We start from the raw sequence: 12,110 nt of genomic DNA, 5'->3' as shown, positions 1-12,110 counted from the left end.
GCCTCGTTATTGCTCTTCCGGGCGGGGTGGGGCGGAGCCGCCCGGCCGGGTGTCGGTCCGGCGGTCGCGGTCGGGGCGCATCATGTGTTCGCCCGTCGGGTCCTGGACGCGGATCGCGCCGTTTTCGATCGCGACGATCCGCCATGGGCCGACGGAATCGCCGACATCGGCGATCCGGCCGCGAGCCTGGCCCGGGATCATGAAGATGGCGCGCCGGCGGCCATTGCCGACGACGATGCCGGTCAGGCGGGGGGTGGCGTCGCCCGCGCCGGGCAGGTCGGTCGGGCGGCGGGTGGGGCTGAACAGGGGGCGGGCGAGGATCGTCTGCTGCCATGCGTCGATCTGGGCAGTGTCGGGCTGGTCCTGCGTGGTCTGAGGGGCGGCGTGGGCGGTCGGTGCGCCGGTGCCGAGCGTCATCGCCGTCAGGCAGACGGCGAGGAGGCGGCGGGGGCGTGATGCGGGGCGGATCATGGTGTGTCGTTCCGCGATGGGGTGGATGGTTGGGTGCCGTCCGTGCGCCGGAAGGCGTGGATGAGCATGTCGGCATCCATGGCGGACGTGCCGTTCGTATCCTCCGACGCGCGCAGGTGCAGGCCGTCGATCACGATGGCCGGGGTGGCTTGTTCCAGCCGGGTGAGCAGCCGGACGAGGATGGGAAATGGCGCAGTGGCGACGACATGCAGGCCGATGCGCCGGTAGCGCCCGGCCGGGGTGGGGGCCGCGTTCTCGACGCTCGTGATCTCGCTGCCTGTTTCGGTGGCGATCTTTTGCAGCATGTCCTGCAGATTGGCGCTGGCGACGGCGTCGGTGGTGCCGTCGATCAGTTGCGATGGGCCGGGCGCGGAGGTGGTGGCCGCCTGTCGCAGCGCGGGCAGGGACGTGGCCAGCCGCTGCATGCGGGCGAGCGTGGCGCGTTGCAGTTCCAGCCCCTGCGCGCGGTCGGCATAGCGGGTCCAGACCGGACCCAGCACCAGGAGCCATGCCAGCCCCAGCGCGACCACCAGCATGGCCAGCGCCAGTGCCTGTCCGCGCCTGCCTTCCGGCAGGGTGCGGGTGAGTGCCGACAGGGAGGTCGTGCCGTGGTTCATGCCCTGCCCGTTCATTGTCCGACATCGGCGCGAATGGAAAACACGCTGGCATTCTGGCCCGTTACGCGTGTGACCGGTGCGACGAAGGCGGGGTTGCGGAACATCGGTGTCCGGCTCAGCACCTGGATCAGGCCCGTGGCCTCGGGGGATTGGCCGCTGATGATCAATTGGCCCTGGCGGAGGCTCAGATCGGTCAGGAAACTCGTGTCGGGCAGCATCTGCGTTGTTGCGGCAAGCACGGCCATCGGGTCGCCCCACTGGCGGCGGGTGGCGGCGATGATGGTTTCGCCGGCCCGGCGATCCTCGGCCTGGCGGCGCAGCATGGTGGCCTCCAGCGCCGCTGGGCGCAGCGCCGCGATCCGGGCCGACAATGCCGCCTGTTCGGTGGACTGGCGCCAGAACAGAAGCACGATCACCATGGCCGGCAGCAGGGCGGCGCCGGCCGCCGCCATGGTTCGGGGGTCTTGCAGGCTGCGCCAGGGCGACCGGTTCGTCTTCAGGGGGATGTGCATCGACCGGGTTGCGTCTTCCAGCCGGTCCGGCTGGATGCCGAGCGGTGCGAGCATGTGCAGGGCCGGGGCGACGGATGTCCGGAGCACGAGAGAGAGCAGGATGCGCACCTGATTGGGTGCGGCATCGCGCCGGACGATGGTGTGGCTGTAGAAGATGGTGTCGGCGGAAAAGGGGGTCAGCCGGTCCATCTCGTAGGCCAGGGCGCCGTCGAGGCCGGTTTCGGTCGCGGCGGGCAGGGTTACTTCGCGCTGCATGATCATTCCGGGTGGCAGGCGCAGGATGGTTTCGGGCGGGTGGCTCCGGCCGGCCAGGAGGGGCTGGCAGGCGGCCTGTGTCTCGGCATCGCCGGCCTCGGACTGGCCGAGCGTGCCCAGGCTGGTCTGGCCGCCTTGCCGTTCCAGCGAGAGGGTGAGCGATTGCCCGGTCCACGCGGCGACCAGTCGGGGGCGTGACGAGAGTTGCGCCGACCGGATCCGTTCCGGGATCAGGCTGCGGATCTGTCGCCACCACCAGGCGAACAACAGCCTGCCCGTCATGAGGGGTGCTTCATGATGGCGGCGCCTATTGCGGCATCGGGTCCAGTTGGGGAGATGCGACGATGTCCGGCCAGTGCCGGGGGTCGCCGTCCGGGAAGCGGATGCGGAGGCGCACCAGGGTCGGCAGGTGGTCGGCGTCCCATGTCGTGTTCCAGTGTCCGTTCGAGAAATAGGTGCAATCCAGGTCCGCAACGTTTGTCAGCAGCATTTGCTGCCGTGCGGGGGCTGGGGGTTCGATCACATGACGATAGGGATGCCAGGCCAGCAGCAGGCGATGGTGGGCATCGACCGACAGGCGGATGTCTGCCTGCGCTCCCGGCCGGTCGTTCAGGGCGAGGGGCAGGGCGCCGCGCAGCACCAGCCCGTGCGCCTGCCCCACGAAGAGGGGGCCTTCCCGGCCCGCTCCGGGATCGGCGCGCGTGACCAGTCCGCGCAGCAGGCGATCGACCGCGCCCAGTTCGGCCTGCGAGGCCAGCAGGCCGTGCTGGCGTTCGAACAGCATCGTCGCTGTCTGGAACCCCTGTTGCAGGACCAGGAGCACCAGCGAGAACACCATCAGCGCGATCAGGATTTCCAGCAGGGTGAAGCCTGCCTGCGGGTGGGGGCGGCCGGTCATGGACCGGCCTCGCGCATGCCCAGCCGGAGGGTGTGCAGGTCTACCGCCCGCCGGCCGGAGCCGGCCGAGGGGTCGGGCCAGGATTCGGTGACCTGCACCTGGTACAGCGCCAGTCCGGCGGATGTTCCGGCCGGCACGATCCGGACATGCCAGTGGAAGCTGCTGCCGTCGTCGCCATCCTGTTCCAGCGGGCCCAGCCGCATGCCGTGGCCGACTGCGGCCAGATGTGACTGCGCGCGGGAGAGGGCCTCCTGCGTGCGGTTGGACAATCGGGTGGCGGCGATGCCGTCCAGCATGCCCCGATAGGCGACCGCCAGTGCCAGCGTGACGATGACGAAGGCGACCAGGACCTCGATCAGGGTGAAGCCGGCCTGCCGGCCGGACGGGTGGGGGGCGGTCATGGCCCCTCCACACTGGTGGCGCCGGTCAGCCAGTTGACCCGCAGCGTGACATGGCGGCCGCCTTCGGCCAGCGCGGTCGGGGGGCCGGCCGCGCTGCCGTCGGGGTAGAAGGCGAAGCGCGCCGGACCGGCGACCGATATCCCGGCGGGCAGGGCGTGGCGGGGCCCCTGTTGCAGCCCGTAATCGCGCTGTGCGGCGTCGAGGGTGAAGAGTTGGGTGGTGCCCGAATGGATGGCCTGCATCCGGGCCTCGCGCATTGCCGACGAGACCTGCCGCGCCGTGCCGCGCAGGTCCAGCGCGGCCGAATGAAACGGTCCGCGCGCGATCAGGATCGCGCCGGCCACGCCGAGGACCAGGACGACCACGATCATTTCGATGAGGGTGAAGCCGGCCTGTCCGGGCCGGGCGGGGCGTCTACTGCGCAAGGTCGTTCAGGCTCAGCATTGCCAGCAGCAGCGAGGAGACGATTCCGGCGACCAGCAGGCCCATGACGATGGTGATCGCGGGTACCAGCAGGGCGACCAGGCGCTGGATGGCGATGCGGGCCTGGTCTTCGTGAATGTCGGCGGCGCGGAGTGCCATGGGGCCGAGCTGCGCCGTTTCCTCGCCCAGTCGCAGCAGGTGGACCATGCGGCGGGGGAAGATCGATGCGGCCTCGAGCGGTGCGGCCAGCCCGTATCCGGCCTTGGCGCTGTGCGTTGCCGCGTCGATCGCGGCGATGGCGGCGCGGTTGGTGGTGGCCTCGCGGACGATGGCCAGCGCGGTGAGGATCGGCACGCCGTTTTCCAGCAGCGTGCCCAGGATGCGGGCGAAGCGGGCGGCCAGGATTTCGCCGATCAGCGGGCCCGCGACGGGGAGCGACAGCAGCCGGCGGTCGACCGCCAGCCGGACGGGCGGGCGGCGGAGCAGGGCGCGGCCCAGCAGGGCCAGCACCAGCAGGGCGGGCGGGATGGCGAGCCCATAATGGCCCAGCCAGGCCCCGGTCTGGATCAGAATCTGCGTCGAGGCGGGGAGGGCGACGCCGTTCTGGGCGAACAGGGGGATGAACTGGGGCAGGACCGTCGTCAGCAGCAAGACGATCGAGCCGATGGCCGCCAGGGTGAGGATGGCGGGGTAGATCATCGCCGATTGTACCGTCGCGGCCAGGGCCCGTTCGCGTTCCAGCAGCACCGCCAGCCGTTCCATGGTCGGCGCCAGGTCGCCGGTGGCCTCTGCCGCGCGGATCATGCCGAGATACAGGCGTGGGAAGCTGCCGGGATAGCGGCCCATGGCCACGTGCAGCGCGCGGCCGTCGCGGACCAGCGTGCGCACGCCCTCCAGCACGGTGCGTACCCGGGCGCGGGGGCTGGTTTCGGCCAAAAAGCGCAGGGCGCGGTCGATATCCTGCCCGGCCCCCAGCATGACCGCCAGTTCGCGCGTGACTGCCGCCAGGTCGGCGCGGCGCAGGCCGGTGCCGGGCCGGGTGATGGCCCGGCCGAGCATCCCCCGGGCGACGTGCGGCGGGGCCCCGATCCGCATCGGGATATGGCCCTGGCGGCGCAGGGCGGCGAGGACCGCGCCCTCGGTCTCGGCTTCCAGCGTGCCGCGGACCAGCGTGCCCTGCTGGTCGACGGCGGTGTAGGCGAATTCGGTCATGCGCGTGCCTTCCTCCGTCAGGTGCCGGCGCGGATGCTGCGCGTGACGTCTTCGATCGTCGTCTCGCCGCGCAGGGCGGCCGCCAGGCCGGCGGTGAACATCGGCACCATGCCGGCGGCGATGGCCGCGCGTTCGATCGCCATATGGTCGCTGCGCGAGAAGATCAGGTGCTCGATCGCCTCGTCGGGTTCCAGCAGTTCGGCGATCGCCTGGCGGCCGCGATAGCCGGTATGGCGGCATTGGGGGCAGCCGACGGCGTGGAAGAGGGTGAGGGGCGCGCCGCCGGCCAGGCGGTGCAGGTCGAGCCGTTCGACCAGTTCGGGGGGCGGGGTGTACGGAGTCTTGCAGGTGTCGCACAGCCGGCGGACCAGCCGTTGCGCCAGCACGCCGCGCAGGACCGCCGTCAGCAGATAGTCCTCCACCCCCATGTCGCGCAGCCGGATGATGGCGGCGGCGGCCGAATTGGTGTGCAGGGTGGACAGGACCAGATGGCCGGTGAGGGCTGCCTGCACCGCGATCTGCGCGGTTTCGATGTCGCGGATTTCGCCCACCATGATGACGTCGGGGTCCTGGCGCAGGATGGAGCGCAGCAGGGTGGCGAAGGTCAGCCCGATCTGGGGCCGGACCTGAACCTGGTTGATGCCGTCAAGCTGGTATTCGATCGGGTCCTCGATCGTCACCACCTTGCGGGTGACGGCGTTGAGGTCCGCGAGGCCGGTATAGAGCGTCGTGGTCTTGCCCGAGCCGGTCGGGCCCGTCACCAGCACGATGCCATTCGGCTGCGCCAGCAGGGCGCGCATGCGGGTGACGATTTCGGGCGCCAGGCCCAGCGTGGCGTAGTCGAAGCGGACGCTGGAGCGGTCGAGCACGCGCAGCACCACCGTCTCGCCGTAGAGGGAGGGAATGGTGGAGACGCGGAAATCGATCTCGTGCCCCCGCACGGCCAGCTTGATCCGCCCGTCCTGCGGCAGGCGCCGTTCGGCGATGTCGAGGCGGGCCATGATCTTGATGCGGGAGATGATGGCGGGGATGAGCTGGGCGGGAGGCGTTTCGACCTCGTGCAGCACGCCGTCATGGCGGTAGCGCACGCGCAGCCTGTCCTCGAACGGCTCGATATGGATGTCGGAGGCGTGGGTTTCCACCGCGCGGCCGATGATCTGGTTGACCAGGCGGATGACGGGGGCCTCGGAGGCCAGGTCTTTCAGGCGTTCGGCATCGTCTTCCAGCGGGGCTTCGTGGTCCTCGGACGGGGGAGCGTTTTCCTCGGCACGGGGATAGAGCCGGTCGAGCGCGGCTTCCAGTTCGATCGGCACGCCGGCATGGCAGGTCACGCGCAGGCCGGTCGCGGCGGCGACGGCGGCCGGCGTGAACGCATCCAGTGGGTCGCGCAGCGCCAGCGCCAGGGTGTCGTCGCGCACGGCCAGCGGCACCGCGTGCGCGTCGCGCAGGAAGCGGGGGCCGAGTGTGTCCGCCAGCACGGGGTCCTCGGGGTAGTGGTCGGGCGCGGCCAGGGGGATGTGCAGCAGGTCGGCGTAGCTCTGGGCCATCTCCCGCTCCGAGACCAGGCCCAGTTGCAGCAGGATCTGGTCGAGCCGGCCGCCACTCTGCTCTGCCGCGCGGCGCGCGCGCTCGACGGCGCGCGGGTCGCAGCGCCCGTGTGCGACCAGCAGGTCGGCCAGGGCATCGATCTGCGTGGCCATTGGGGGCGCTTCGGTTTCGATGGGCCTATCCATGGAGTTGGTAAGCCGTCTGCCACAGCCAGGTTCCCCACAGCGCGGCGGCGAGGCCGGGGCCGAAGGGGATTGGCGTGGCGCGGTCGATCCGGCCGCGCGTGATGACGAGGGTGGCGCCGAGGGTCAGAAGGGCTGCCGCGCACACCGCCATCGGCAGGGCGGCCGGCCCAAGCCATGCGCCGCCGGCCGCCAGCAGCTTGGCGTCGCCCAGCCCCAGCCCGTCATGTCCGCGCAGGCGGCGGTAGGACAATGCGAGGCCGGTGAAGGCGGCATATGCGAGCAGGGCTGCAATGGCGTGGGCCAGAAATAGGGGCCATCCGTCCGTCGCGGCCAGGATCAGGCCGGCCGCCGTCAGGGGCAGGGTCAGGATGTCCGGCAGGCGGAAGCTCTTCAGGTCGATTGCCGCCAGGACCAGCAGCCACCATCCGAACAGGCAGCCGCGCCAGGCCGTTGCGGCTGCGAGGGGCCCTGTGGCCCCGTCGCGGGCGGTTGCCAGCACTGTGAGGGCCGCGACCGTCAGGGCGAGGATTTCCATGGCGGGATGGAAGGGATCGATCGGAGCGTGGCAGGTGCGGCAACGGCCCTTCTGCGCCAGATAGCTGGCCAGGGGTACCAGTTCCCGGGCCGTCAGTCCGGTTGCGCAGCATGGGCAGGCCGAGCGTGCCAGGATAACGGGTTCGGCGCGGGGCAGGCGCCAGGCCAGCACGCCGAGGAACGACCCGATGAAAGGCGCCAGTATGAGGGGGAGGGCGGGGGAGAACAGCATCGCCGGGGTCAGGGATTGCAGATCATCGTTGCCCGGTCGGCGGCGTTGCCGCTGGCGCCGGCCGAGCACAAATCGTAGTCGTGCCCCGGCCGGTCGGAGGGATTGCGATAGATATAGGGGTGATGCCAGGGATCGAGTGGATCGGTGCCGTCCCTGACGTAGGGGCCGTTCCAGGACTCGGCGCCGGCCGGTCGGGCGACCAGGGCGTGCAGCCCGTCTTCGGTGCTGGGGTAGCTGCCCATGTCGAGCCGGTAGAGATCCAGCACCTCGCCCAGTCGCTGGATCGACTGGTGGGCGACCGAATTGCGCGCGCCGCCCAACTGGCGGAGTGCCGCGGGTGCGACCAGTCCGATCAGCAGGCCGAGGATGGCGATCACCACCAGCAATTCCAGAAGGGTGAAGCCCCCATCGCTACGGGATGGGGACGTGTGAGCGGATTTCGGCATCTTGACCCCGCCTTGCTGTGATATGGAACGGAGACGCCGCATCAGGGCCGGCATCCGGAATGGAAGGGGCGGACCCCGCCATGGCGATTGCATATGTCGGCTGCATGGTGTTCGCGGCGTCGCTGTACCATCTGCCCCCGCGCATCCTGCCGTCGATCCAGGCGGTGGAGGACGGACGGAACGGGCTGGTGCATCATAATGCGAACGGCACGGACGATCTGGGCATCATGCAGGTCAATACGCGCTGGATTGGTCCGATCGCCCGTTTCACCCATGTTGCCCCGCAGATCGTCTATCGCAACCTGCTGGAGCAGCCCTGCTACAATATCAGCGCGGCGGGTGCGATCATGCGTGTGTATCTGAACGAAACGCGCGGCGACCTGATGCGGGCGGTGGGCAATTATCATTCTCATACCGTGATCCTGAACGAATCCTATCAGGCGCTGGTGCTGGCCTGGGCGCGGCGCCTGTTCCAGCCATGACGGGTGGGCGGTCATCGGGCGGGGGCCGAAATGCGGATTTCGGTGAATCGCGTGTGGCCGCCGTCGGAAAACAGGGACACGCCGTCGCTGCCCGGTGGGGGGAATACCAGGTCGGTCATGCGCAATGCTCCGCCATTGGCAAAGAGTTCGACCGAATTGCGGTCGATCACCAGGTGCAGCGACACCGTGCCGCCCGGCGTGGGCAGGTGGGCGATATGGGCGAGGCTGAAGCGGGGGGAAAACCCGACCTGGCCGGACCGGCTGCGATCGAGCGTCAGGTTTCCCGACAAGAAATCGTAGCTGATGACGGTTCCTGTCCGTCCGTCCGGGGTCTGTCGCACCACGATGCCGGCATGGGCCGCGTCGCCGCGCCGCAGGGTGACGCGGATATCGAGCACGGGGCCGCCCAGCGGTGCACGCCAGGTCTGGCCGGGGCCGACGTCCCGGTCGGCGAATGCGGCGATGCCTTGCCGGCGCACCAGGTCGTCGTACTGCGGGGCCGGCGCCTGGACCAGGGCGGGGCGCCCGTCGACCGTTTTGAGTGCCAGTTGAACCGGTAGCGTCATCTGTCCGCGCCAAGGCGCGGTGGGGAGCGTGTCGGCGTAGTCCCAGTTGTTCATCCACGCGATCAGCAGCGGTGGCCTTGTGCCGGTATTGGCGAAGCGGATGGGTGCATACTGGTCGGCGCCGTGATCCAGCCAGTCATAGGCGGAGGGGTCGGCGCCTTCGGGGGGCAGGGCGTCGGGGATGAAGCGGGTGCCGTCGAACCGCCCGACGAAATATTGCACGCCCGATCCGCCGGCGATGCTCCAGGGATTGACGCTGACGATCATGACCCAGCGTGTATCGTGCGGGTTGCCGTCCAGCGGCAGCGGGACGAGGAGCGGCATTTCCCACAACATGCCCGGCTTGCGATAGCCGGACGGTTGGAAATCGCTCAGGAACGACCAGTGCAGCAGGTCGGTCGAGCGGTACAGCTTCACCAGTTGGGCGTCGGCGACGACTGTCGTCATGAGCCAGCACTGGCCCTGCGGATACCACACCACCGATGGATCGCGGAATTGCCGGGAGTCCGGTTGCAGGGTCAGGATCGGGTTGTGAGCGTAGGATTGCCAGTGCGCACCGCGATCGAGACTGTAGGAGAGGGACTGGGCCTGCGTGCCGTCCGGGTGGGCGGGATTGCCGTGGAAGACGGAGGTATGAAATGCCAGCAGCGGCGGTGCCGAGGCGCTGCCCAGTCCCGACCGGTTGCTGCCGTCGTAGACCATTGCGCCGGAAAAGATGTCCTCGGCCGGCGTGGAGGGGATGGCCACGCCCTGCTCATGCCAGTGCAGCAGGTCGGTGCTGGTCGCGTGGCCCCATGACATCGGGCCCCAGACCGTGCCCGCCGGATTGTACTGGTAGAAAAGATGATAGGTGCCATCGAGCAGGAATGGGCCGTTCGGGTCGTTCATCCAGTGTTCGGTCGGTGAGAAATGCAATGCCGGCCGCCATTGGGGCGTCGGGGCATCCTGCGCCCGGGCGGGGGAGAGGATGATCAGAAGAAGGCATGCCGCCAGCCCGTGATGGCGAACGGCGTGATGGAAGCGGGCTGCGGGATCGGATCTTTTCATCTTCCGTGACAGGATTTTCATGAACCGGAAGACCGGCCCCTTCCGGGATTGCCCCGGAGGGGGCCGGCCTGGCCCTGGATCATTGGTTCGTGTTGACGAAACTGTTGACCTGGCCGGTGGTGTTCGACGCGATAGAAATATTCTGGCCGATCAGGTCCTGAATGAAGGCACGGACGTTGATGGCCGCGCGGTTGGCGGGGATGTCGCCATAGCCGCCCAGCCCGGCATTGCCGTAGCGCAGGTCGACCACCGATGCGTCGGCGCGGATTGCCACCTTGACCGTCGGTGACAGCGTGCCGCCGCGACGGGTTTCGACCGTGTCGATAAAGGATTCGACCAGGCCGCCCGGCATCACATAATGCGAATAGGACTGGAATGCCCGCGGGTTCTGCAGCGGATTGGCGTCATAATCGGTGCCGGCCGCCTGGTTGAGATCCGTCGGGTTGCCCAGCACCAGGCCGCTGCCATAGTTCATGGGCTGGAAGTCGCTGCGGATACCTTTGCCCACGAAGCCATACACACCGTCCGGCCCATCCACGCCCGCCGCGTAGGTCGTGCGGTGGCTGATGGTGAAGATGTAGTATTTTCCGTCCTTTATATACATCTGGGGACGTTCGGTCTGGTCGTTGACGCAGTTGGCCGAGATCAGGGGTGTCAGGAACTTCCACTTCGACATCGCGGCATCTTCGGCCACAGCCAGGCCGATCGCGGCTTCCTGGTAATAGGCGCCGCTATCGAGCACCTGCTGCACGGTTTCGGCGTGCGGGTCGTTCGGGCGGTAGCCCAGATCGGCCTCGGTGCAGTTCGGGGTGCCGCGCTGGCTGGCGGTATTGCCCTCGAACACCATGTAGTTCACGCCGGGATGGTTCGGATCTTCGAAGGTGAAGGGATCGCGGAAATTATAGTACGGGTTCTGCGCCCCGTTTTGGTACAGCACGCCATCGGGACGCAGCAGTGGCGTGTGGGTGGTGAAGCCGGTGAACCAGACATGCCTGAAATCGGCATGGATCTGCCCCAGGCTCTGGGTGATCACCGCCTGGGCGGGGGTGATATCCTGCCCGGATGCGTCGCGGTTGAAGGCCATGTCGGTATAGAACAGTGAGACCCTGTTATCGTGCGGGTCCAGCAGGCGCAGCGAGCCCGACCATTCCGCCGTGATGGTGTAGGTGGTGCCGGCGAAGACCTGGTTCTGCGCACCCTCGGGGATCAGGAGGCCGCCATAGATCCAGCCGCCGTTCGCCGGCCGCCGGGCCGCCGGGATGCCGGCGCGGCGATAGAAGAAGCCGATGCGGGCATGGGTGTGGCGATCGTCGAAGCCATAGCCGGCATTCTTGTCCGCCGTCAGGCAGAAGATGACTTCCCAGCCATTATAGCTGAACTGATTGGCGTGCTTGTCGATCAGCGTCCAGGTGTCCCACACCCAGACATCCGGGTTGATCGTCGGGAAATCCGCTGGAATATCAGGCATGATCAGCTGCGCGGGCAGCGAGTTCTGCCCCGGCGTGACCGATGGGTTGGAATGGGCCTTGATCTGCAGCGCGTCGGCCCGCGTCCATTTTGCGGTGAACGTGTCGTCCGGCGCGTAAGCCTGCTGGGTATGGATCGTCGGCAGCGGGAAGCCGGGCACGCCGGCCAGCGAACGGCCGGGGAACATCCGGCCCGCATGGGGCATCATGCCCGGATGGGGGGCGACACGGAGTGCTTCCCGCCGGGCGTCCTGCGTGGATTGCGCGAGCGCTGTGTGGCCGGCCAGGGCGACCATCAATGATCCGGCCATGGCCATTGTGAATATTGCGTTTTTCTGGCGTATGTTTGGCATATCACCCTCCTTCCGCATGACGCGCTCCGGATTGAGGAGGCGCGTCACGACCGATGCGTTCGTCGACAAGTTGGTGATTTAAAAAGGGGTTTCCGTTTGTCGGCTTCGGGACAGGGGGACTTGATCACTTTTAGGTTACCAGAGTCAAATTTAATTTCATGTCCAGTTTGTGGCAAAAACATGTCAAGCGTTATGGTAGCGTTAATATTACGTTATATAAACTATCTGAATTCAGGTAAAAAGTTCTTTGTTCCGGATGTGTCGAAATGAAGATTCTTCGATTCATTGGTCTGGAATGTGGCGGATTTATTTTTTTCTTGTTGCTGTCCCCGAGGCCATGAGTCCTGGCCCTGATCCGACCTTAGAATGTATCGCGGCCATGGTCGGAGGATCCCACCTTCCGACGGATATGCGAGAAACGGTGCGGATGACCCCGGAGTTCCCGCATGGCCCGCAAGCGGC

13 protein-coding genes are annotated in these 12,110 nt (G+C 67.9%); 1 reads left to right on the top strand and 12 read right to left on the bottom strand.

Annotated elements, in window-relative coordinates; genetic code table 11:
- Positions 1-6: 6 nt before the first annotated feature.
- Genes HLH27_RS09855 through gspG form a run of 10 tightly spaced genes read right to left on the bottom strand, consistent with a single transcriptional unit; the run spans position 7 to position 7,734 of the window.
- Positions 7-471, bottom strand: coding sequence for a general secretion pathway protein GspN (locus HLH27_RS09855; RefSeq protein ID WP_182949839.1), 465 nt, complete (start codon positions 469-471; stop codon positions 7-9).
- Entirely contained in the window at positions 468-1,088 is a 621-nt protein-coding gene (gspM, locus tag HLH27_RS09850) for a type II secretion system protein GspM (RefSeq protein ID WP_182949838.1), read from the bottom strand. The genes HLH27_RS09855 and gspM overlap by 4 nt, the downstream gene beginning before the upstream one ends.
- 11 nt (positions 1,089-1,099) lie before the next feature.
- Entirely contained in the window at positions 1,100-2,137 is a 1,038-nt protein-coding gene (locus HLH27_RS09845) for a PilN domain-containing protein (RefSeq protein ID WP_182949837.1), read from the bottom strand.
- A 25-nt stretch (positions 2,138-2,162) separates the two neighbouring features.
- A complete protein-coding gene (locus HLH27_RS09840; RefSeq protein WP_182949836.1) occupies positions 2,163-2,753 on the bottom strand; it encodes a prepilin-type N-terminal cleavage/methylation domain-containing protein in 591 nt (196 codons plus the stop codon).
- Positions 2,750-3,154 carry a type II secretion system protein gene (locus tag HLH27_RS09835; RefSeq protein ID WP_182949835.1) on the bottom strand — a complete coding sequence of 135 codons (405 nt, stop codon included), beginning with the start codon at positions 3,152-3,154 and terminating at the stop codon, positions 2,750-2,752. The genes HLH27_RS09840 and HLH27_RS09835 overlap by 4 nt, the downstream gene beginning before the upstream one ends.
- Positions 3,151-3,579: a prepilin-type N-terminal cleavage/methylation domain-containing protein gene (locus tag HLH27_RS09830; protein WP_246375711.1), complete on the bottom strand. Its 429-nt coding sequence runs from the start codon at positions 3,577-3,579 to the stop codon at positions 3,151-3,153. The genes HLH27_RS09835 and HLH27_RS09830 overlap by 4 nt, the downstream gene beginning before the upstream one ends.
- Entirely contained in the window at positions 3,569-4,789 is a 1,221-nt protein-coding gene (locus tag HLH27_RS09825; protein ID WP_182949834.1) for a type II secretion system F family protein, read from the bottom strand. Before HLH27_RS09825 ends, HLH27_RS09830 begins: the two co-directional genes overlap by 11 nt.
- 17 nt (positions 4,790-4,806) lie before the next feature.
- Positions 4,807-6,489 carry a GspE/PulE family protein gene (locus tag HLH27_RS09820; protein ID WP_182949833.1) on the bottom strand — a complete coding sequence of 561 codons (1,683 nt, stop codon included), beginning with the start codon at positions 6,487-6,489 and terminating at the stop codon, positions 4,807-4,809.
- A 25-nt stretch (positions 6,490-6,514) separates the two neighbouring features.
- Positions 6,515-7,288, bottom strand: coding sequence for a prepilin peptidase (locus tag HLH27_RS09815; RefSeq protein ID WP_182949832.1), 774 nt, complete (start codon positions 7,286-7,288; stop codon positions 6,515-6,517).
- Positions 7,289-7,296: 8 nt separating this feature from the next.
- Entirely contained in the window at positions 7,297-7,734 is a 438-nt protein-coding gene (gene gspG, locus HLH27_RS09810) for a type II secretion system major pseudopilin GspG (RefSeq protein WP_182949831.1), read from the bottom strand.
- A gap of 80 nt (positions 7,735-7,814) precedes the next feature.
- Here gspG and HLH27_RS09805 point away from each other — a divergent pair, with 80 nt between their 5' ends.
- On the top strand, positions 7,815-8,216 hold the full coding sequence (locus HLH27_RS09805; RefSeq protein ID WP_182949830.1) for a lytic transglycosylase domain-containing protein: 402 nt from the start codon (positions 7,815-7,817) through the stop codon (positions 8,214-8,216).
- Positions 8,217-8,227: 11 nt separating this feature from the next.
- Here HLH27_RS09805 and HLH27_RS09800 read toward each other — a convergent pair whose 3' ends face one another.
- Both HLH27_RS09800 and HLH27_RS09795 read right to left on the bottom strand, forming a co-directional pair.
- Positions 8,228-9,829, bottom strand: coding sequence for a glycoside hydrolase family 32 protein (locus tag HLH27_RS09800; RefSeq protein ID WP_182949829.1), 1,602 nt, complete (start codon positions 9,827-9,829; stop codon positions 8,228-8,230).
- Positions 9,830-9,908: 79 nt separating this feature from the next.
- Positions 9,909-11,648, bottom strand: coding sequence for a glycoside hydrolase family 68 protein (locus tag HLH27_RS09795; RefSeq protein WP_182949828.1), 1,740 nt, complete (start codon positions 11,646-11,648; stop codon positions 9,909-9,911).
- Positions 11,649-12,110 lie beyond the last annotated feature (462 nt).

Source organism: Gluconacetobacter takamatsuzukensis (genome assembly GCF_014174275.1).
Taxonomy (GTDB): Bacteria; Pseudomonadota; Alphaproteobacteria; order Acetobacterales; family Acetobacteraceae; genus Gluconacetobacter; species Gluconacetobacter takamatsuzukensis.
The sequence above is the reverse complement of the archived record's forward strand: the minus strand, read 5'-3'. Positions and strand labels throughout refer to the sequence as shown.